The sequence below is a fragment of the Actinoalloteichus hoggarensis genome (assembly GCF_002234535.1).
Lineage (GTDB): Bacteria > Actinomycetota > Actinomycetes > Mycobacteriales > Pseudonocardiaceae > Actinoalloteichus_A > Actinoalloteichus_A hoggarensis.
Window position 1 is genome coordinate 1,174,072 of sequence record NZ_CP022521.1, and the last position, 21,212, is coordinate 1,195,283.

The 21,212-nt window shown below is 70.3% G+C and carries 13 protein-coding genes; 3 read left to right on the plus strand and 10 right to left on the minus strand.

Going from position 1 to position 21,212, the window contains the following annotated elements:
• Positions 1-208: 208 nt before the first annotated feature.
• Together AHOG_RS05350 and AHOG_RS05355 are read right to left on the minus strand one after the other, a co-directional pair.
• Positions 209-1,411, minus strand: a complete 1,203-nt coding sequence (locus tag AHOG_RS05350; protein ID WP_093940357.1) for a diaminopimelate decarboxylase family protein — start codon at positions 1,409-1,411, stop codon at positions 209-211.
• Positions 1,393-2,967, minus strand: coding sequence for a hypothetical protein (locus AHOG_RS05355; protein ID WP_093940358.1), 1,575 nt, complete (start codon positions 2,965-2,967; stop codon positions 1,393-1,395). Before AHOG_RS05355 ends, AHOG_RS05350 begins: the two co-directional genes overlap by 19 nt.
• Before the next feature lie 711 nt (positions 2,968-3,678).
• On the opposite strand from AHOG_RS05355, the gene AHOG_RS05360 reads away from it, so the two are divergent.
• On the plus strand, positions 3,679-5,607 hold the full coding sequence (locus AHOG_RS05360; RefSeq protein ID WP_184450895.1) for an FHA domain-containing protein: 1,929 nt from the start codon (positions 3,679-3,681) through the stop codon (positions 5,605-5,607).
• A complete protein-coding gene (locus AHOG_RS05365; RefSeq protein ID WP_211290531.1) occupies positions 5,604-9,113 on the plus strand; it encodes an MFS transporter in 3,510 nt (1,169 codons plus the stop codon). The genes AHOG_RS05360 and AHOG_RS05365 overlap by 4 nt, the downstream gene beginning before the upstream one ends.
• Before the next feature lie 136 nt (positions 9,114-9,249).
• Here the strand turns inward: AHOG_RS05365 and AHOG_RS05370 are convergent, their stop codons facing one another.
• From AHOG_RS05370 to AHOG_RS05395, 6 genes are all read right to left on the minus strand, one after another.
• The gene (locus AHOG_RS05370; protein ID WP_093940359.1) at positions 9,250-9,768 is read right to left on the minus strand and encodes a mycothiol transferase; all 519 of its coding nucleotides are present in this window, start codon (positions 9,766-9,768) and stop codon (positions 9,250-9,252) included.
• Positions 9,769-9,889: 121 nt separating this feature from the next.
• Positions 9,890-11,341, minus strand: coding sequence for an NAD(P)/FAD-dependent oxidoreductase (locus AHOG_RS05375; protein WP_093940360.1), 1,452 nt, complete (start codon positions 11,339-11,341; stop codon positions 9,890-9,892).
• A 128-nt stretch (positions 11,342-11,469) separates the two neighbouring features.
• Entirely contained in the window at positions 11,470-12,684 is a 1,215-nt protein-coding gene (locus AHOG_RS05380; RefSeq protein ID WP_093940361.1) for an epoxide hydrolase family protein, read from the minus strand.
• Entirely contained in the window at positions 12,681-13,667 is a 987-nt protein-coding gene (locus AHOG_RS05385; RefSeq protein WP_093940362.1) for a PIG-L family deacetylase, read from the minus strand. Before AHOG_RS05385 ends, AHOG_RS05380 begins: the two co-directional genes overlap by 4 nt.
• A 17-nt stretch (positions 13,668-13,684) precedes the next feature.
• A complete protein-coding gene (locus tag AHOG_RS05390; protein WP_093940363.1) occupies positions 13,685-14,503 on the minus strand; it encodes an APH(3') family aminoglycoside O-phosphotransferase in 819 nt (272 codons plus the stop codon).
• Between the two features lies 1 nt (position 14,504).
• Entirely contained in the window at positions 14,505-15,851 is a 1,347-nt protein-coding gene (locus tag AHOG_RS05395) for an aminotransferase class III-fold pyridoxal phosphate-dependent enzyme (protein WP_093940364.1), read from the minus strand.
• Between the two features lie 1,494 nt (positions 15,852-17,345).
• On the opposite strand from AHOG_RS05395, the gene AHOG_RS05400 reads away from it, so the two are divergent.
• On the plus strand, positions 17,346-18,251 hold the full coding sequence (locus AHOG_RS05400) for a hypothetical protein (RefSeq protein ID WP_157736654.1): 906 nt from the start codon (positions 17,346-17,348) through the stop codon (positions 18,249-18,251).
• A gap of 29 nt (positions 18,252-18,280) precedes the next feature.
• On the opposite strand, the gene AHOG_RS05405 is transcribed toward AHOG_RS05400, so the two are convergent.
• Both AHOG_RS05405 and AHOG_RS05410 read right to left on the minus strand, forming a co-directional pair.
• Positions 18,281-19,951 (minus strand): FAD-dependent oxidoreductase, encoded by a 1,671-nt coding sequence (locus AHOG_RS05405; RefSeq protein WP_093940366.1) that lies wholly within the window; start codon positions 19,949-19,951, stop codon positions 18,281-18,283.
• Positions 19,948-21,162 (minus strand): 2-deoxy-scyllo-inosose synthase, encoded by a 1,215-nt coding sequence (locus AHOG_RS05410; protein WP_093940367.1) that lies wholly within the window; start codon positions 21,160-21,162, stop codon positions 19,948-19,950. Before AHOG_RS05410 ends, AHOG_RS05405 begins: the two co-directional genes overlap by 4 nt.
• Positions 21,163-21,212 lie beyond the last annotated feature (50 nt).

Genomic DNA, 21,212 nt, shown 5'->3' on the forward strand with positions numbered 1-21,212 from the left:
TCGTCGTGCCGCTCGAACCGGGTGTCTTCCCTGGTGACCTGCCGAGTAGTCCCGACCAACGGCTCAGCGAGATCCGACTGCTGCCTGCCTCGTCCGCGCCGCGGCGACGGCCTCGGAACTGCTTCGGGAGCTGACGGAGCCGACGGAGCCGACGGACTGAGACGGCTGGGCCCGGCTCCCGTCATGCTCGCCGAGCCGGGGCGGTCCGTCACACGCCCAGCAGTTCCAGGGTGGGCCGCCGGACCCCGTTGAAGTCGCAGCTCAGCTCGATCGCGTAGCCGCTGATGTTGCCGAGGGCGATCACGTCGCCTCGGCGGGGCACCGGCGCGTCGGCGGCGACCGGCACCTTCTCCCACTCGTCGAGCATGTCCTCCTCGAAACAACTGCGGCCGCACAGCCGCCAGGGCCGAGAGTCGTCCGGCACGAGCAGACCGAGCGTCGGAATCCGGATGTGATCGGCCCATTGCAGATGGCTCATCAGACCGAGATCCAGCACCAGCAGTACTCGGTCCGGAGTCTCCTTGACGTCGAGGACCTGGGTGATGAGCGTCATGCAGTCGATCAGCCAGTACCGGCCCGGCTCGAACACCAGCTCCGTCTCGGCCGGGACCGCGGCGCGGACGGCGCCGAAGAACTCGTCCAACGCCTCGGGCGTCGCCTCCGCCAACAGGCCGCCGCCCAGGTCGACCGCCTCCAGATCGATCTCGTGTGCGCGCGCGGCGGCCACGATCGCCTCGGCGGCGAAGACGTAGCTCGCGATGTCGTTCTCCTCCGACCCGTTGTGGGCGTGGATCCAGCGCAGCGCGCAGCCGTGTCGCGCGGCGATGTCTCGCGCCAGCGGAAGCTGATCGAGCCGGATGCCGAAGCGGCTCGGAGTGAACAGCGGCATGCCCTCGGGGACATCGAGGCCGTCGAGACAGACCCGGACCCCCACCGTGGAGCCGGGACAGGCGCTCGCCAGCTCCTCAAGCTGGGCCAGCGAGTCGCAGTGCCAGCGGTGGATCTCGCCGCGGGCGAAGGCCGCGAACAGCGGCGCCTGCTCGCGGCGCGGCAGCGCGGGAGACGTCAGACTCAGCCGGGCCCGCGTGGAGGCGCCGCGCGCGGCCTCGAACTCGGGTTCGTTCGCGATGTCGAAGCCAAGGCCGAACTCGGCGGCCCTGCGCAGCACCTCGGGATGGGTGGACGCCTTCACCGCGCACAGCAGGCGCACGTCATGACGGGCGGCGGCGGCGACGGTCGTCGAATAGCGGCGATCGAGGGCGTCGAGATCGGCCACCAGTCCCAGCGCGGCCTCCTCGCCGCGCCGCCGGACGACAGCACGGAACTCCGGTGACATGCGATCGTCGTCGGGCAGGTGCACGGCGTGTCGGATCGGGGCCGGGGCGGCGGTGTTCAGGAGATCGGTGTCCACGAGGACTTCCTTGTCAGATGCTCGGCGATGATCTCGGCGGCCTCCGCCGTGACCGCGGGGTCGTGCATTCCGAAGCAGACTCGCAGGACCGTGTGGGCGTGGCCCTGCGGGCGCGGCGGGTCCTCGGCGGAGTACCAGCTCAGGCCGGTGTAGTGGAATCCGAAGCTCGCCGACTTCCAGATCGGGATGGACCGTTCGGCGGCGTGCTCGCCGATCCGGGTCAGCTCGCGGTCGAGTTCGTCCCACACCGGCCAGGTCGGCGGTCCGCCGATCGGCTCGGGGCCGGGCAGTTCGAGCAGATGGATCTCGACGAAGCAGCCGTGCTCGTTCTCCTCGACCTGATAGCGCCCGGTCGGTGTGAGCTCGTCGATCAGGATCCGCGCGGCCAGCGCGTTGGCCTGCCGGAGATGGCGATTGGCTCGTCGGGACAGCGACTCGTCGGGCAGACCGAGCGACGCCATCAGGCGCAGCGTGGCCGGCGACGCGCACGCCCCCGTGACGGCGAGGCTGTCGGCGAAGAACCGCTGCATTCCGGTCTGCCAGTGCGGACCCTCACCCGTGTTCGCGGGGCCGGTCATCATCACCACGGAACCCAGCGAACACAGCTCCAGGCCGAGCTGATCGAGCTTGGCGTGGCTGCGCAGCACGACGAGCGTCGTGGTCAGCTCGTCGGTGCGCAGCCGCGGGGTCGTCGAGGCCTGTCCGACACCGTCGTCGTCCAGGTCCAGCAGCGTCAGCGGTTCGACGGGCAGCGGCGCGGCAGGCGCCTCGGACGCCTCGGACCACGACGGTCCGGCAGGCTCGAACGGACTGTCCGAGGCGGACGCGCAGGTGTTGTCCCAGAGCACGCTGCCGACCTTCGTCGGGTCGATCTCTCGCAGCAGCCGCGTCAACGCCGCGGCGGTGCCGTCGGGTCTGCTGGAGTCCAGGAAGATCACCACGGGGTGCTCCGCCTCGTTCGCCGCGGCGAGCAGGCTGTCGAGGTCGTCGTGCTTGCGGACCGTGACATCGGCGAGTCGTGCCATGTCGAAGAGGATCTCGGCCTCGTGGTAGAGCCGGTTCGTCAGCACCAGATGCGGCATGCCCCGTTCGGCGGCCATCCTGGCGACCGCGATCAACCATGCGGTGATGGCGGACATGCCGGTCCGGGAGTACCAGGTCTCGACGGCGCAGCCGTCGCCGCGCATCCAGGCGTACGGGCGGGCAAGCGGGGAGTCCGGCGCGAAGCGGATCTCGGCGCGGTCGTAGTCGTAGGTGCAGACCTGCTCGTCGACGGGATCGGGGTCGCCGATGTAGGAGAGGGCGTTACGCCACGTTCCGTCGCTGGGCGCGCTGCGCAGGATCACCTGCCGCAGCAGGAAGCTGCGCTCGACCGCCTCGTCGAGCGGCCGGTCGTCGACGTCCTGCCACCAGGAGAGCTCGTCGAGCAGCCGGTTGCGCGTGTCCGTCGCCGCGGGTGCGCCCGCCAGCAGCCGGTCCAGGATGTGCCGTACCTCCTCCGCCATGCGATGCAATTGCGGTTGTTCGTCCGCCGGCAGCACCGGTCGGATTCGCATACCAGATTCGGTCGGCGGTAACACCGATCACCCCCTGTAGTCGGCGCGGCGGAGTCGACCCGTCAAACACCGCCGTGGTCACTCACGATGACGTGGGAATTCGACCGCGGACGGCCGGGCGCGCTGCCGGATAATTGCGCGATCTTAAGCCCGACCGTCGGTGTCGGCAAGCTCTTTCGTGACTCTCGAATCGTTATTGACACCAGATCGACAGGCACTCGAGTATTCGTCACTTTCCGTTGTCGTGAGAGTGCGGATCGGAGTTCGTCGGGGTCGCGGTGTCGCGTGATTCCGCCGCCGTGATGCCGCGGCGTCGCGGCCCGGGGAGCCGACGTTCGATAGGGGTCGGCGCGCTTCCCTGAACTCGGTCCGCGACCCGCTTCGGCCTGCTAGGGTCGACGTCGACGTCTGTGCCGACCTGATTTCGTCTATTCCACGAATCAGGTTTCCGCGACGTCCTTCGTGACCGCATTACAGCGGGCACGTGGCTGCGGGGGCCCCAGTCCTCCGGGCGAGCGCAAGGCTCGTCCGGCGTCTGGCGTGGCCCTTCCCGCGAACCCGCGCCCGCGATACTTCGGATCGGGTATCGGGCGAGGGCTACATCCTTCGGGGTGGCGTAGCACGTGCTGCCCCGATTCAGACGTAACTTTGTGGGGAGTGACGATGGCCAAGCCACGAATGCCGCAACTCATGTCTCGGATGATGCGAACGATGCGCGGCGCCGAGCGTAGTGTGCCCGCCGAACACCTCGACCATTCCACCGGCGATGTCGATCGGCGTCTCGACGACACCACCGGCGCCGTCGACGCCGACTTCGTGGCGCTCGGCCTCGGCGGTACGAACATGATGGCGATGCTCTGGAGCGTCGCCATGGGGCGTCGCGTCGTGGGCGTCGAACTGCGTGGCGATCCCGCGTTGGGCGTGCACTGGAACATTCGGGAGGACTTCTATCACCACCTCGGCCTCATCGATCAGCTCATGGCCGAGCGTTATCCGGTGGAACGGCTGCCGCACCGTGGTGACGGCAGGCTGTTCCGATTGCGCGAGTGCTTCTACAGCCCCGCCAGCGAGCCCGGCGGTATCTACACCGACGAGGTCATCAGCGGGTTCCTCAGCTCGCTCGGCGACGAGACGCACGTCGCGGGGCTCATCCACCACACGGAGTTCATCGACGACCGGTGGGCCGACGGCACCCCGCAGCGGGTGCTCACCATCGTCGACCCGCCGCGCCCACCCGCGGAGCACGACCCGTCGAAGATCGGCAGGCCCACCGCCGAGGTGCTGGACGGGCCGTCGACATTCCAGATCGGCGCCTCCGAGGCCCTGGTCATGATGCGTCGCTACCTGGAGCTCATCGAGGAGATGGACCTCGCGGCGGGCGTGGAGCCGAGGGTGCGGCTGTACCTGTCGCACCGGGTGGTCACCGGGGACCCCGGCGACGACGGCGTCCTCACGTGGTTCCGCCACGAGGAGGGCTTCGTCCGCGGGCCCGACGGACGCCAGCGACTGCGCATCGAGGCCGTCCGCGAGCTGGACTACAAGGGCAAGTTCCGCCGGGTGCGAGTGCCGGGGACGAAGGTCATGGACCTGGGCACCCCGGAACTGTTCATGATCGCGCAGGGCTTCAACAGCGACGACGCCGAGCGGCTCGGCTTCAAACAGGAGGACGTCAAGGTCGATCACCATGACGGGCGCGGCCCGGTGGTGGCCCAGGCCGACTACCTGGCGGGCCTGATGGAGGTCAACGTCGACGGCAGGCTGCGCCGCCGGATCGCCTCGGAGTTCGACAAGGAGGGCAACGAGTACTGGGTCCGTCAGATCGCGGTCGGTCACGAGGACGATCCCGAGGTGGGCTGGATCCTGGTGCAGGTGCCGGACTTCAAGACCTTCGACCCGGTCCTGGCCGGCCTGGTGCCCCCGGGCACCGACCGCAAGTCGAAGGAATACCTGGGCGCACACCAGCATCTGCTGCGGGAGTACTACCTGGAACAGGTCGCGCTCATCACCGAGATCCCGGTGGCCGAGCTCGACGAGGTCCAGATGCCGTACGGCCCCAAGCTGTTCAGCCTCGTCGAACGCGTCGGCGCCGACGCGCGGGTGGCCGCCAACGGGGTCGTCGCGGGCGACTCCTTCGGCAACGGGCACTTCCTCACCAGCGGCGGAGCCATCACCGGCATGGTCGGCCACGCATCGAGGGTGCTGCGGTACTGGCAGCGGCGTGACGAGGGGACCGACACCGACACCGCGATCCGGGAGCTGGCCGACGCCATCAAGGAGGACACCGACGGCTGGCTGCGGGTCAGCGCCCAGGAGTTCAGCCAGGCCGTGCCGATCAACTTCGGCGCCGAGCGGATCAACGAGATCGAGACGATCACCGGCCGCGACAGCGCGCAGCGCGCCACCACGATCGACGCCACCCGGCGCCATCGGCATTCCCTGGTGCCGCTCAACCCGTCGGACTGGCGGCGCCTGGTCATCCACGCGGGCAGGCTGCACACCTATGACCTGCCGCCGTTGTCGGAGACGCACCCGCTGCTGCGGACCTGCCCGGACAGCACGGCGGAGCGGACGACGCCGGCCTCGGAGCCGGGCACCGGCTCGATGGAGCAGACGCCGGTCGCCGCGGGCGCGGCCTCATGACGCCGACAGAGATGGCGACCGACGCGCCCGCCCTGCGGCCCCGGGGCGACTCCCACGGCTCCCTGGGAGAGACGGTCCTCGGCCGGCGGCTCCGGTCGGTCCCGCTTCGCACGTTACGGGAGCGGCAGCTGGCCCTCATCGTGCTGTGCGTCGGCACTCTGGTGATCATCCTGGACACCTCGGTGGTCAACGTCGCGCTGCCGACGATCCGGGCCGACCTCCAGTTCTCGCAGGCGGAGCTTGCCTGGGTCGTCAACGCCTACGTGATCCCGTTCGGCGGCCTGCTGCTGCTCGGCGGCAGGCTCGGTGATCTGTTCGGCGCCAGACGGATGTTCATCGGCGGGCTGGTCCTGTTCACCCTCGCCTCGGTGGCGTGCGGGCTGGCGACGACTCAGGAGATGCTGATCGGCGGACGGTTCGTCCAGGGCGTCGGCGGGGCGCTGGCGTCCTCCGTCGTGCTCGGCATGATCGTCTCGATGTTCCCGAAGCCGAGGGAGCGGTCGAAGGCACTGGCCTGCTATGCGTTCGTCGCCTCGGCGGGGGCGGCGATCGGCCTGCTGGTGGGGGCGCTGCTCACCGAGTCGATCAGCTGGCACTGGATCTTCTTCGTCAACGTGCCCATCTGCCTGGCCACGATCCTCTTCGCCCGGCGGACCCTCTACGACGTCCGGGAGGACGTGGACGTACCGGGCGTCGACGTGGTCGGCGCGGTGCTGATCGTCGCATCGCTGATGCTGACCGTCTACACGATCGTGCAGGTCGTCGACCATGGCTGGACGTCGGCACGCACGCTCGTCCTGGCCGGCGTGGCGCTGGCGCTGCTGGCCGGCTTCGTGGTGCGTCAGGCACTGGCTCGTGACCCGCTCGTGCCGCCGGAGGTCTTGCGGGCACGCAACGTCGCCTGGACGAACGTGGTGCTGGCGCTGCTCGCCATCGGACCGACGGCCACGTTCTTCCTCGGTGCCCTCTACTTCCAGCAGGTCTGGCGGCTGAGCGTGATCGAGGTCGGGCTGGCCTTCCTGCCGGTGGCGCTCATGATCGCGGTGATCTCGCTCAAGGCCACGCCGCGCCTCACCAAGAAGGTCGACCCGAGGACGGCGTTGCTGGCGGGCCTGGTCGCGATGACGACCGGGCTGGCGCTGCTCGCCCGCATCCCCGTGGAAGGCGGCTACGTCCTCGACGTGCTGCCCGGCCTGCTGCTGATCGGCCTCGGCACCGGCCTGGCCGCGCCGTCGGCGCTGACGGTGGCGGTGGCGAACGCCACGAGCAGTGACAGCGGGGTGCGTTCCGGTCTCGTCAACACGACCCAGCAGCTCGGCGCGGCGGTCGGACTGGCGGTGCTGGCCACCGTGGCGGCGGGCAGCACCGAGGCCGCCCTCGGCCGGGGGGTCTCCGACGACGCGGCGCTCACCGGCGGCTACGGCACGGCCTTCTTCGTGGCGGCCTGCCTCATCCTGGTGGCGACGGGGGTGGCGACGTTCCTGATCAAACCCGCCGTCCCGAGGACGGCGCCGACCGACCTGGACCCGACTCGCCGCAGCCCCGTCGAACAGAAGCCCGACCTGCGTGGCGTCGCCGATGCGGACTTCGTCGCGCTGGGTCTCAGCGGCACGAACATGACGGCCATGCTGTGGTCCATCGCCACCGGCCGTCGGGCGGTCGGCGTCGAGCTGCGCGGCGACCCGTTCGTCGCGGTCATGCACTGGAACATCCGCGAGGACCTGTATCACCACCTCGTCGAGATCGACCGACTCATGATGCTGCGCTACGGCGAGGACCGGATCCCACGGCGCGGCGACGGCTCGTTGTTCCTGCTCGGTGAGTGCTTCTACAACCGGGACCCGGAGAGCGCGGGCGACGCACGCGCCGACGAGGTGGTCTCCGGCTACACGCCCGACTCGCACATCGCGGGCCTGGTGCAGTCGGTGGAGTTCATCGACGATCGCTGGGTCGACGGCGCGCCGCGGCGGACCATCACCGAGCTGGGGCCGGTGGCCGCGCCGCCGGAGAACGCCGAGCCTCGTCTCGGCCGCGACATGGGGGAGGTGCTCGCCGAACGGTCGATGTTCCAGACGGGGGCGCAGGAGCTGCTGATCGTGCTCCGGCGTTACCTCCAGGAGCTGGAGAAGATGGATCTCGCGGCCGACGTCACCCCGCGCTGCCGACTCTTCCGGTTCCATCGCGTGGTCGAGCCGACGCCGAGCCGGGGGCGGCGGCCCGCGACGCCCGACGGGTTCGTGGACGAGCCGGACGGGCGCAAGCGGATTCGCATCGAGGCCATCCGTGAGATGGACGGCAAGCACACCTATCGGCGGGTGCGAGCCCCGGGGACGATGATCGTCGACCTGGGCGTGCCGGAGCTGTTCATGGTCGCGGAGGGACTGAACAGCTCGGACGCCGCGCGGCTGGGACTGCGGCAGGAGCCGTGGCTGATCGATCACCAGGACGGCCGGGGCCCGGTCCAGGCCCAGGGCGACTACCTCATCGGACTGATGACCATCTACGTGGACAGTCGGTGCCGCAAGCGGGTGAGCTCCGAGTTCGACCGCGCGGGCAACGAGTACTGGACTCGCCAGATCGCCATCGGCCACGAGGAGGACGCCGAGATCGGCTGGGTCGCGGCGGAGGTGCCCGACTTCCGCACCTTCGACCCGATCCTGGCGGGTCTCGTCCCGGCGGGCACCGCCGTGGACTCTCCCGAGTACTTCGCCGGCTATCAACACCTGCTCCGCGACTACTGGCTGGATCAGGTGTCGGTGGTCACGGAGATCCCCAAGCGGGACATCGTGCGGACCAGCATCGCCTCCACCCCGACGTTGTTCACCGTCACGGCGAAGATGGGCGTCGACGCGCGCGTGGCGCCGAACGGGGTGGTCGCGGGGGACTCGTTCGGCAACGGCGACTTCTTGACCAGCGGCGGCATCAACACCGGGATCATCGGGCACGCCGCTCGGGTGCGACGCTACTGGCAGCAGCGTGACGAGGGCGTCGACGCCGAGGCCGCCATCCGCGCGCTCGCCGACGGGATCAAGGCCGACACCGAGGGATGGCTTCGGCAGAGCACGGCGGAGTTCCGGCAGCCGAGTCTGCCGGGCATGGCGGGCCGCGTCGTCCCGGAACGGACCAGGCTGGAGCAGGTCCTCCAGGACACCCGTCGGCATCGGCGGGCGATCGCACCGGTCAACCACCGAGACGAGTGGAGTCGGATCAACGTCTTCGTCGGCAGGCTGTACAGCTATGTCCTGCCGCCGTTGAAGCCGACGCATCCGCTCGACCGTGCGGATGACGGCGACGGTCTGTCGATGGCGGCGCTGGCGTCGATCGCGGCGGCGACGGGGAACGCGTCCGGCGGGATGGACTCCGAGGGGATGGCATCCGGTGGGATGGACTCCGGCGGGATGACGGTCGGGCCGGATCGGGACGGCGAGGCACCCCGCGACGAGACGGACGGGGACCTGGAGATGGCGGGATCGGCGGAACGGCCGGGCCGGGGCACCTCGATGTGAGGTCGGCCGGGACTCGACGATCGCACCGTCCCGCGGGGCGCCGCGATCGTCGAGTCCCCCACCGGGATTCGGGTCTCGTGCCGAGCCCGGACGTCCGCGTCGGCAGCGATGCGAACGCCTCCGGGTCGGGCGGGGTTCAGTCGCCCACGGCGCCGTCGATGCGCTCCCGCAGCAGGTCGGCGTGGCCGTTGTGTCGGGCGTACTCCTCGATCAGATGCACCACGACCGTCCGGAGGACCATCTCCTCCTCGTCCTCCTCGTCGACGACCAGGTCGTCCAGGCTCCGGGTGCTCAAGGCCGCCCGGGCCTTGCCGATCTCGGCGACCAGGACTCCGTAGTCGGTCTCCGCGTCGGCCTCGGCGAGGTCGTCGAAGGCCGCGTCCGGGCTCTCGTCGGTGTAATAGGGGCCGTCCTCCGGGCTTCCGGTGAGCAGCCCGTGGAACCAGCGTTCGATCTCGGTGAGATGCCGGACGATGCCCAACAGGGTGAGGTTGGACGGTTCGGCACTGGCCGTCTTCAGCTGTGTCGCGCCGAGTTCCGCGCATTTGACCAAGAGGGTGTCGCGTTGATAGTCGAGCCACCCTGTCAGTACGGTGTGTTCGTCTCCGTGCGTCGGCGACGGCGTTCGATCGATTTTCGGTGCTAACCAGGTCACCGTCGCATCCTAGCGAATAACGTCGCGGCGCGGCGATCGAAATCCACCCGGAAACGCCGATGCGCCACCGAATCGGGATTCGATGGCGCATCGCGTCGGACCGGTCGAGTCGTGATCCCGGTCAGCCGTTCCGGTATGCGTCGTAATAACGGCGTAGCGCCGATTCGATCTCGGGTTCCACGAAGAACAGGAGTTCCGGCGGCGGGATGAAGTCCGATTCCATCTCGGCCAGCTTCTGTTCGAACGAGCGCCGGAACTGCTCCTCGATGAGCGGCGGCAGGTCCTCCGGCAGATGCCAGTCGTGCTCCACGCCGACGGCCATGGTGTGCAGCACCGCGACCTCCAGCGTCTCCTCGCGACTCAGCGACTGCAGCGGGGGACGCACCGGGGTGAAGACGTCCAGATCGGTGTCATAGGCGTCGCCGAGGATGCGCGCCGCCATCTCCTCGGCGAGCATCGGCGACTGGTGCAGACCGTCGCGATAGGTGCCGGTCATCATCCACAGGCCGTCGACGCCCGCCTCGCCCAGCAGCGGGTAGCCGTCGAGCGGCACCGGCCGGTTGCCGACGTTGATCTTCTCGATGTGCCCGTCGACGAGGTCGGCCCGCAGCTGCCGAATGCCGCTGAGCAACAGGTTGATCTCGCCGATCGCCGCCGTCGCACACGGTCGGGGCAGGATCTCGTTGGTCGCGCCGAGATAGACCACGCCGTCGCCCCTGGGCACCACGTGCAGACCGCAGGCGAAGGCGCGGTTCGGCGTGCGGATCACCGAATCCGGGATCAGCCCGTTCTCGGTGCGCACCAGCAGCGACACTCCGGAGCCGGACACGAGCGACGGAATCCGATCGCGGATCTCGGCGTCGACGCCGGCGAGCAGATCGTGTGAGGCGGCGCCCGCGGCGAGCACGACGGTGTCACTCGACAGCGAACCGCCCGTCCGCAGGTCGACGCCGGTGACCCGGTTGCCCTCCAGCCGCAGCCCGCTCACGTGCGAGTCGATCAGCGTGCCGCCCTGCCTGCCGAACGCCGTGGTCAGCCCGCGGAGCAGCGCGGGAGTGTCCACGGCATGCTCGCCGGGGATGAACATGGCCTTGAGCGGACGGGACTTCGGCTCCGGCGCGAGCCATTCGACGTCCTCGGGGTCGAGGTCCTCGTAGGGCTCCTTGTAGTCGTGCAGGGCCTGCCGGATCGAGGCATAGCCCGCGGTGTCGATGCCGGGGACGCCGATCGTGTTGAGGATGACGACGGTGCCGTTCGCCGAGCGGATGCGGCTCTCGTCGGACTCCTCCACGAGTAGCCGTTCCCAGTCGTCCCACCTGGCTGCCGCGCGCACGTCCATGGCCAGTTTCCTGCGCCCGTACTCGCTGCGCAGCAGGGTGGGGGTGACCTCGCCGAAGCAGCCGTTCATGGCGCCTGCGGCGACCGATGCGGCGAACGGTCGGGTGGACTCGCCGACGACGGCGACGCGCATTCCTCGCCGAGCGAGCACCAGCCCGAGGGAGAGGCCGAGGCCGCCGTTGCCGACGATGACGGCGTCGTAGGTCGTGTTCTGATCCGCGGTGTCAATGGCCATGGGATTCCATCGGGAAGAGTCGGGAAAGGGTCGGGTGGGACGTGAAACGCGGTGCAGCGGTGGCTGTGTCGATCGCCGGGGATTCCCCAGGCGGCAGCCCGTGATGGAATCGATCGAACTGGGGTCGGTCAATTCGCATCGTCATGAGACGCCCCCTTCGCCGGATCGAATCGGCGAGTGAGGGAGCGGAAGAACTCGATGATGTCCCGCGCCAGCGATTCCGGTTCCTCCACCGCGGCGAAGTGCCCGCCGCGCGGCATCACGGTCCACCGGCGGACGTCGTACAGTCGCTCCGCCCAGGTACGCGGTGGGCTCCCGCAGTCGACGAACTCGTTGTCGAACAGACCGACGGCGGTCGGGACTCGGATTCGCTCCTCGTGACTCAACGCGAGGTGGATCTCGCGATTGTCGTGATAGTCCCGGAGCGGGGACCCCGCGTCACCGATCCAGAAGAGCGTCGCCATGGTCAGCAGGAAGTCGCGCGAGAACCGGCTGTCGAGATCGCCGCCGCTGTCCGACCAGGTCCGCCACTTCTCCACGATCCAGGCCGCCAACGCCGACGGCGAGTCGGCCAGACCGAACGCGGCCGTCTGCGGCTTCGTGGACAGCAGGAGGTGGTATCCGCCCTCGTCCTGCTCCCAGTTCCGTTCCGCGGCGACGTAGGCGGCCTCGGCCGCGGACAGCGGCGGCGATCCCGGCCCGAGATCGGGCGCGAACTCGAGGTTGCTCAGGTGCAGGCCCAGCAGCGAGTCGGGATGGTCCATCGCCAGGAAGGTGCTCACTCCGGAGCCGAGATCGCCGCCGTGGGCGCCGTAGCGGGAGTAGCCGAGCCCGGTCATCAGGCGGTGCCACCACCGCGACGTGTCTCGCATCGTGTGGCGGCGTGCGGGTCGTCCGGAGAAGCCGTAACCCGGCAGCGAGGGGATCACCACGTCGAAGGCGGGCCCGTCGATGCCGTGTGCGTCGGGATCGGTGAGCAGCGGGATCAGCGGCAGGAACTCCGTGAACGTGCTCGGCCAGCCGTGCGTCAGGATCAACGGCACGCCGTCGCCTCGGGCGGCACGCTGGTGCACGAAGTGGATCGGGACCCCGTCGAGATCGACCTGGAAGTGATCGAGACGATTCAGCTCGCGTTCCCGGGCGCGCCAGTCGAAGCCGTCGGCCCAATAGCCGACCAGGCCGCGCAGGTAGTCGGCGTCGGTGCCCTGGCTCCAGGCAGGCCCCGGCGAGTTCGACGGCCACCGAGTCCGTCGGAGGCGCTGCCGCAGGTCGTCGAGCTCTTCGGCGGGCACGGCGATGTCGAGGGGCCGCACCGTGAACCCGTGCTCGTCGGAACCCTTCATCCGACGAGCCGCCGCAGCCGGTCCGCCGCCGCCTGTCCCGGCGCCCAGACCCGCTCGCCCGACACCGCGTCGGCGTGTCCGCGCAGGACGGGCAGCACCGTGTCCGGCTCCTGGGAGGGGAAGCAGCGCACCCCGCGTTCCTTGGCCGACCAGACCTCCTCGACGTCGATCACGAGCGGAAGGCCCGGCGGCCGGGGCCCGCCCCGCGCGGCATAGGGCAGATCCTCGTACCAGAAGAGGGCAGGCTCGCCCGCCTGCCCGAGTCCCCGGGTGTCGACGGGCGGGTCGCCCGTGTCGCGGACGCGGACCGGTCCGGTCTCGCCGACCACGCCGACACTCGGGCTCGCCGCGAGAGCGGCCCCGCCGCCGCCCACGGCTACCGGGACACGGTGGAGGGGCTCGCCGCCGGCAGGCAGGTCCGCACGCCGGTGTGCCGTCGGCCCGCGTCGGGCCTGGTCGCCGAGCCCGATGCGCGTGACCGCGGCCCGTACCGCCGCGTGGTCCACGTGACCGCCGACGGCCAGCGGTGCCAGCACGACGTCCGGGCGGATCTCGTCGACGGCGCGACGCAGCATCGCCGCCGCCCGGCCGATCACCGCGTCCTCGGGGATCGCGCCCATCTCGGTGTCGTCGTCATAGCCGCGCAGGCTCGCATCGGGCAGATCCCCTCGGCGTAGCCGCACCCCGGCGGCCCGCGCCCACGTCTCCTCCTCCAGAGCGCGCACCCGGGTCGTCTCCGCCTCGCCGTGCGCGGGGTGACCGGGAGCGTATCGGGAGCGACCGAAGAAGGTGAGGACACGCAGGTCGGCGCCCGCGGCGCCCAGCCGGGCCACCGTCCCGCCCAACGACCAGGCGATGTCGTCCGGATGCGGGGAGAGCAGCAACAGACGCATGGTCACCGCCGCCGTCTGCGACGCGGGCGCGGCGCGGCGACGGGTCGGCTCTGGACGCGCGTCCGGGCGTCGATCGGGCGGTGGGAACACCTCGACTCCTCCAGTCGTCAGAAGAACTCGTCGAGCAGCCGGTAGTAGGCCGCTCGGTACTCGTCGTGGTCCGCTCCGTAGACGGCGAGGAACCGGCTCGCGTGATCGGCGCCGTCCGCCCACCCGTCGTTCTCGCCCTGAAGGTTGCGCACCAGGACGGCCAGGTCCCGCCAGCGATCCGCCGTTCCCAGCCTGCCCACGTCGATCAACCCGGTCGGCCGCAGCGTCGCCGGGTCGACGAGCACGTTGTCCAGGCAGGGATCGCCGTGGCAGACGACCAGGTCGTCCTCCGGGGGCGGCGCGGCGGACCGCAGTTCGGCGAGCAGCCGGGCCGCGGTCCACCCCGTATGACCTTCGTCGAGGTCGGCCACGTCGACGAGCTCGCTGCGCGTCGCACGTTCCGCCCACGCCAGCGTGTGTCTCAGACCCCCGTCGAACGGACAGTCCTCGACGGGTGACGAGTGCAGTTCGCCGACGAGTTCGGCCACCCCCGCCAGCACCCGGCTCCGCTGCCGGGCGGGCCAGCGGGCCGCGGCGGGCAGCCCCGGAACCGCCGTGGTGACCAGCCATGCCGACGAGTCGTCGGCACCGACGTCGACCACCTCGGGCACCGGAAAGCCTCGGCCGCGAAGCCAGTCGAGTCGCCGCGCCTCCCCTTCCGGATGGAAACGCGGATCGTCGGGGTCTCGCGGCGGGGTCGTCTTGACGTAGTAGGTGTGTCTGCCCTCGACCCGGAAGACCTCGGTGCCGTACGAACGGTCGGCGACGCGCACCCACTCGCCGTCGAGGACAGGCCGGGACGCAGGCAGCCGCCGCGTCCCGGAACCTGCCGTCATCTCAGCCGCAGGCCCGGTCGAGCGCGCCGGGCAGGTCGCGGTCCCGCTTCTTGACCTGGTCGACGACCTCGTCGATGCGCCGCAGCACGTCCGGGTCGTCGTTGATGGAGCCGCCGAACGCCTCCAGGGCGAACTCCAGGCGCCGCTGGGTCGGCAGGTCGCCGTGGTCCAGCTCCAGGCTGCTCGCGACCTTCCTGGCACCCTGGTCGAACGCGGTGAGCGCGTGTTCCACCTCGGCCTCGCCGAACGCCGCGGTCACCATGTGGGTGCCGCTGTCCTCGAAGTAGGCGCCGAAGTCGAAGGCGGCGCGGTAGAGATCCCAGGACAGCTTCTCCGACTCGACCACGACGTCGAACATCATGTTCGGGCCGGTCACGTAGGCGGGGATGCCGATCGTCTTGAGGATGTCGCTCATACCGGCCTTGAGCAGGCCGCCCATCTTCTCGCAGTGCTCGTGGACGGTGCCGTCCTCGAGCACGTCGAGCACGGCCAGCGCCGCCGCCATCGGCGGGACCTCACGGGTGTAGGTGCCCGCGATGCCCGCCTTGTCGTAGGCGTCGATGATGTCTCGACGGCCGAGCACCGCCGACAGGGCGTGTCCGTTGGCGAGGCCCTTGCTCACCGTGAGCAGGTCGGCGGGGACCTCGCCGGTGCCGTTGAGCCCACGCGGCCCCCAACGGAGCGCGGTGATGACCTCGTCGATGATGAACGGCACGCCGTGCCGGGCGCACAGGTCGGACAGCCTGCGGTAATAGGCCGCGTCGAACCATGCGGGCTCCGGCGTGACGATGACGCCCGCGACCTCGTCGCCGAACTCCGCCAGCATCCGCGCCAGCCCGGTCTCGTTGTAGCCGAAGTTCGCCACCCGCGACGCCGGGTCGTAGCCCATCTGCAGGTAGGTGAGCTGCCAGTCGTGCCAGCCGTGGTAGCCGGAGGTCAGGATCAGATCCCGGCCGGTGTAGGCGCGGGCGAGGCGGATCGCGGTGGTGGTGGCCTCCGAGCCGGTCTTGCAGAAGACGGCCTTCTCACCCGCGGGGTACCGCTCGCAGAGACGCTCGGCCAGCTCGATGCGCTGCGGCGTGAGGGTGCTCGCGAACGCGGCGCCGTGGTCGCGAACGCACTTGACGACCGCCTCGACGACTGCCGGATGCTGGTTGCCCAGCAGCAGGGAGCCGCTGGCCGCCGTCACGTCGAGGACGCGGTTGCCCTCCACGTCGCGCATCCAGGAGCCCTCGGCGCTGACGAACACCCCGGGAAAGCGAGTGCCGATGTCGTAGACCTCGGCTGCGGTGACTCGCCGGGCACGCTCGATGGTCTCCAGGTTGGTCTGGCCGGCAGTGTTGGTCATCTACTTCCTTCCGATCTCCGCTTGCGGACGAGTCCGGGCAGGGGGTCTCCTCCGGCGGCCGAGCGGGTCCGGCGGTCGGGCAGCTCTCGGCTGTCCGGGAATACCGGTCCTGGATATCTCCAGTGAATTTCGCCCCAGTCGGCACACGACAGAAATGCGCACACTAATCCCGTCGCCGATCCGCCGACGTGGACCCGACAAGCGGGCAGCACGGTAGTCGGATTGCGTGACGACGTCAGCGCACACCTTTTTCGCGTGTCAGCGTTGTTTCACCCCAGTTCTGCCGACACGCTACCTGGCCGAGCCGTCATGAATCCAGCCTTCGGCGAAACTGCGGACCAGTAATCTCCTCGACTCCGGTGGTCGTCACGCTGTCGATATCACTCGACTACGGAAAGCGATCGCAAGGTGGGTTTTTCAGCGCATCGGGCCGTAACTGGTTTCCCAGAGACCTGGGTTCGGATCGCGCCGATCCCGCGCCGGGAGTGTCGCCGTCGTGGCACGGTGGATGCGGCCGGAAACGGCCTCGAACCGGGCGGGCCGCCTCGTGCGGAGATTCGGTCGAGATTCGGCGGGCCGCGGCGATCGGGTTCGTCGGCGGTGGGAATCCGGCCGCCCCCGCGACGGCGGCGCGGTGGTCGTCGCTCCCCGACCGACGGCGGCGGATCGAACGCACGGTGCGCCTCCGCGGCGGAGCAGGCCGCGCCCCGCCGACCGGTAGCGGACCTGCCGGACTCGGCATCGCCGGGCCGTCACGCCGGGTCGGCGGTCGGCGCGCGAGCGGACACGGCCGATGTCGAGATGCCAGGGCGGCCGGTGCATCATGCCTGGTGAGAGGGTCGATGTCGAGGCTGTGATGGTGCGGCGTCGCACCGCGGCCCGGCCGCCCGGCAGCGTTCCGACCCGCCGACTCGTGAGTCCGAGACACTTCAGGGCGGCGGGCGATCGGGCGTGTCTCGCTCCGGTGCCGAGCCGCTCGCGGCGGGATGCCCGCGGCTCGTCCGACCCCGGGGCCGGGCGAGCCGCGGCGCGCGCGTGCTCGATGCGACGCCGGTGCGAGTCCGCCAGAACGTGAATCGCGTCGCACCGAACCGGAGCGTCCTGCCGAAGCCGATGGGTCAGCGGAATCGGCGAATCGGCACCCCAGTCCGGGTAATCCGGGATAGTCGACCGACTCGTCGAGTTCGCCTTGCCTGCCGCCGCCATGGCGGTCGAGGCAACGGCGAGAGCCGGCGGCGGGCCGCTCCCGAGGACACCGTGGTCGACCGATCCGCGGCGGGATCACGCAACGCTATTGTCGAGTCCGGGAGAACGAGTGGAAATGCGCCTGTTTCGCGATGAGGCGCTCTGCGTCGGTCGCCTCGGGTATGGTGCTCGCAGATCAGCTGCGCGGGCCCGTCATCATCCGGCCATTGCGATTTCATCACGAACCCGTCGACGCGGCTCACGGCGTCCGGCGTACCCGTCGACGACTCATCTTCAGGGAGGCAGGCCATGTCCCTTTCCATGCTGGAATCGGAATCCGACGTCCTCGTGCCCCCGACGGGCGACTGGCTGCGTGACCGGGTCTACGACAATCCGTTCCTCGCCGACCGGCGGGCGCTGTTCGAGCGATGGCTTCAGGACCCCACGCCCCGCGAGGAGATCGCCGAGCGTTCCGGCGTCTCGCTCGGCGAGCTGCTGCGGTCGTTCAACCACACCGCGCCGTTGTCGGCGCCCGTCCCGTTCGCCTACCGGGGCGTGCCGTTCACGGTCGTGGCGATGGAGGGAGTCTGCGACGACATCGCCGACGGCCGGTTCCCGCTCTTCGGCTCGCCGGTGACGCTGCGGTGCTACCTCGGAGACCCCGAGCTGCTGCCGCAGGAGATGGTGGAGGCGGCCGACTGGAACTACATGGACGCGGGTCGACCGGGTTTCCTCGGCTATGCCTACGGGGTGCACTACGAGGGCACCCTCTACCTCGCGGGCATGCAGAGCGACATCGCGGTGCGGTACGCCTACCTGTTCCAGGGCCGGGGCGAGACCACCGACATCCGCCGAGGCGACGAGGTGGTGTCGGGCTCGGCGGCCGATCTCGCCGCGAGATTCGGCGACCACGTCCCCGTGCTGCGTCGGACGTTCCAGCGGTACTGGATCTCCGTCCTGCTCGGCGCCTCGGCCGCCTGGGCTCGCCTGCGCGGCGACGTCACCCGGCTCGGGTTGCTGCAGTTCCCGCTGACGGATGAGGAGGATCGTCGCGGCACCGTCGTGCACCGCGTCTATCGGGAGCTGCCGGAGCGGCTGGGCAGTCCGCGGCGCCGCGTCGTCGTGGACGGGACGTCCCACTCGTACGCCGTCGCGGGCTTCGACGAGGTCGTCGCCCATCTCGGCGACCGGCTGCGTCTCGCGGGCGACTTCTGATCGCACGGAGCGCACCGCCGCGGGCCGCGTCACCGGGGGAGCGGCCCGATGTCGAGGCGGGCGCCGTCGGCGTCCGCCCGCGGCGTGCCGAGATGCCCGGCGATCTCCTGGACCGGCACGTCGATGCCGAGGTCCTCGACCAGGATTCGCCGCGCGGTGCGCAGCGCGACCGCCTGGATGGTGAGCGTCGGGTTGACGCCGCCGGGGAACGGCAGGACGGCCCCGTCCCCGACGTAGACGTTGTCGGTGTCGTGCAGCCTGCCGTCCGGGTCGGTCACGCTCGAAGCGGGATCGGTGCCCATCCGACACGTCCCGTGCAGGTGACTGCTGCCCATCGCCCAGCCGGACGCCTCGCGGACGGTCACCTCGCAGCCCGCCGCCGCCAAGACCTCCTCGCCTCGGCGCAGCATGTACTCCAGTCGCGCGAGGTCGCGGGGATGCGCCTGATAGTCCATGACCACGTCGGTGACGCCGTGCGCGTCGACACCGGTGCCGAGGCGCACCCGGTTGCCCGGCTGCGGCTCGTCGGGCACCAGGGCCTCGATGCGGACGAGCTGTTCGCTGCGGCGCAGTCGGAAACGTCGTTCCGGCCGTGCCTCGTACAGGATGCCGCCGAGCCCGCCCGGCGCGGCGGGCCGCTGGTAGAGGTCGGTCACCGCGCAGGTGGAGAACGGGCCCAGTCCCATCACCTCGCTGTCGTTCCGATCGACCTCACCGGTATGGCGGTAACCCACCAGGTACTCGCTGAGCTTGAAGCACAGCCCCCTCCCGACGAGGTCATGAGTGTTGCCCAGACCCGTCGGATGGCGGTCTCCGGTCGACCGCAGCAGCAGAGCCGCGGTCTGGACCGCGTTGGCGCACACGACGAACCGCGCCGCCCGGATCAGATGACGTGACCCGGTGTCCATCCGGACACATTCCAGCGCCGTCGCCGCCCGACCTTCCGAGTGCAGTCGCACCGCCTTCAATCCGGCGAAGAGCGTGGCACCCGCGCGGATCGCGGGATCGAGGAAGCGGGTGACGGCGTCTCCCTTCGCGCCGATCGGGCATCGACGACAGATGCAGGGTGCGTCGCCGACGCAGGCGGGCCTGCCGTGGCGGCCTCGGCTGTTCACCGCCAGCGGAGTGGGAAACGGGTGCCAGCCCAGGGCGCGCGCACCCTGCGCCAGCAGTTCGCCCTCGGCGGACCGGGCGATCGGCGGCAGCGGATAGGACGTATCGCGTCGGGGCAGCGTCGGATCGAGGTTCGCCGCGCCCGCCACGCCGACGAGAGTCTCGATCGCCGTGTAGTACGGGTCCAGCTCCTCGGGCCCCCACGGCCAGCGCAGCGGCAGGTCGGCCCTGCCGAGCGCCGACTCCGCGTCGAAGTCGATCGGGCGATTGCGGAAGAGCGCGCCGCCGTAGAAGACCGTGCCGCCGCCCACGTTGCACGTGGTCCACGGATACCCGACCTTGCCCCAGGTGCCGTTCTCCTGCCTGACCCACGCGGCCTCGGACTCCGCGAGCAGGTCGTCGTAGCTCACGGCGTCGGTGACGTGGCGGCCCTGTTCGACGACCACGACGCGCAGTCCGGCGCGCGCCATGAGCCACGCCGTCGTCGCGCCGGACGCGCCGCTGCCGATGACACAGACGTCGTAGGCGTCCGCCAGGTCCGCCGCCGTGGGCACCGGGCCGTAGGAGGGGTCCGTCGGGCCGATCACCTGATCTCCATCCCGACGGCCGAGCCGCCCCGCACCGTGGCGGCCTCCGGCACGAGCGCCTCCAGCGCGGACCGCACCTCGGCGAGATCCACCGGGACGAGCGGCAGCTCTGGTTCACCCGCGGGGACGCCGAGCCCGTCGAGCAGGACGAACGGCACCTGCCCGGGGACGTCGGGCAGATAACCACGTTTGTTGTCGTCGCGGACCACGGCGAGGACCTCGTCGACGGTCATGCCCTCGGGCAGCCGGGTCGGTGCTCCGAGCGCCGCGACGATCTCGTCATGCACCCGGACGTCCTCGGCGGACAGCCTGCCTCGGGCGTGGGAGATCCGCGCCGCCACCAGCATGCCGAAGGCGATCGACTCGCCGTGGGAGAGCCCGTCGGGACCGTGCCTGCGGTGATCGACCAGTTCGACGGCATGGCCGACGGTGTGGCCGTACTCCAGCACGAGCCCCGCCCGCCGTTCGAAGGAGTCGGCGGCGGTGACGCCGGTCTTCGCGGCGATGCTGACCTCCAGCAGCCACGACAGCGCCTCCGGACTCGCGAGTCGGCCCTCGTCGAGCATCCGTCGCAGCATCGGCAGATCACCGGGGCGGATGGCCAGGCAGTTCTTGGCCGCCTCGCACAGCCCGGAGCGCAGCTCCCGCTCCGGCAGGGTGGTCAGCATCCTGACGTCGGTGAACACCCCGTACGGCGGCAGGTAGGTGCCGATGTGGTTCTTGCCCCGCCTGCTGTTGATGGCCTGCTTCAGCGAGAGCACGGAGTCCATCGCGGCGGTGGTGGTGGTGGGGATGTGCACGAGCCGGACACCCCGGAACAGCAGCGCCGCGACGACGCCCGCGAGGTTGCCCGGCACGCCGCCGCCGAAGGCGATCACCACCGAGCGTCGGGTGGCGCCGCAGGCGATGACTCGCTCGATGTCCCCGGCGAGGACATCGAGCGTCTTCATCCCCTCTCCCGGAGGATGGCTGACGACCTCCACCGGAGCGAGTCCGCCCAGTCCGGAAAGGAGCGCGGCGCCGTGGAGCCCGAGCACGGTGTCATCGGTGACCACGATGAACCGGTCGGCGTTCATGGTGGCGAGTTCCTGGAGGATCAGGTCGACGCAGTCCGCTCCGTAGCGGTAGGGGTACTCGGTGTCCCCGATCCTGACCTGGCGGACCTGTAAGCGGCCCTGCTCCTCGGCGCCGATCTCGTTCCGAGTCGCCATCAACCATCTCCTGTCCTGCCGGGTGTCCGCACTGTGCCGTCCGGGTGGAC

Bases quoted from the DNA above. Each gene is read 5' to 3' on its own strand.
- AHOG_RS05355 (WP_093940358.1), bottom strand. From the start codon at position 2,967: ATGCGAATCCGACCGGTGCTGCCGGCGGACGAACAACCGCAATTGCAT.
- AHOG_RS05360 (WP_184450895.1), top strand. From the start codon at position 3,679: ATGCGCGGCGCCGAGCGTAGTGTGCCCGCCGAACACCTCGACCATTCC.
- AHOG_RS05365 (WP_211290531.1), top strand. From the start codon at position 5,604: ATGACGCCGACAGAGATGGCGACCGACGCGCCCGCCCTGCGGCCCCGG.
- AHOG_RS05375 (WP_093940360.1), bottom strand. From the start codon at position 11,341: ATGGCCATTGACACCGCGGATCAGAACACGACCTACGACGCCGTCATC.
- AHOG_RS05380 (WP_093940361.1), bottom strand. From the start codon at position 12,684: ATGAAGGGTTCCGACGAGCACGGGTTCACGGTGCGGCCCCTCGACATC.
- AHOG_RS05390 (WP_093940363.1), bottom strand. From the start codon at position 14,503: ATGACGGCAGGTTCCGGGACGCGGCGGCTGCCTGCGTCCCGGCCTGTC.
- AHOG_RS05395 (WP_093940364.1), bottom strand. From the start codon at position 15,851: ATGACCAACACTGCCGGCCAGACCAACCTGGAGACCATCGAGCGTGCC.
- AHOG_RS05400 (WP_157736654.1), top strand. From the start codon at position 17,346: ATGTCCCTTTCCATGCTGGAATCGGAATCCGACGTCCTCGTGCCCCCG.
- AHOG_RS05410 (WP_093940367.1), bottom strand. From the start codon at position 21,162: ATGGCGACTCGGAACGAGATCGGCGCCGAGGAGCAGGGCCGCTTACAG.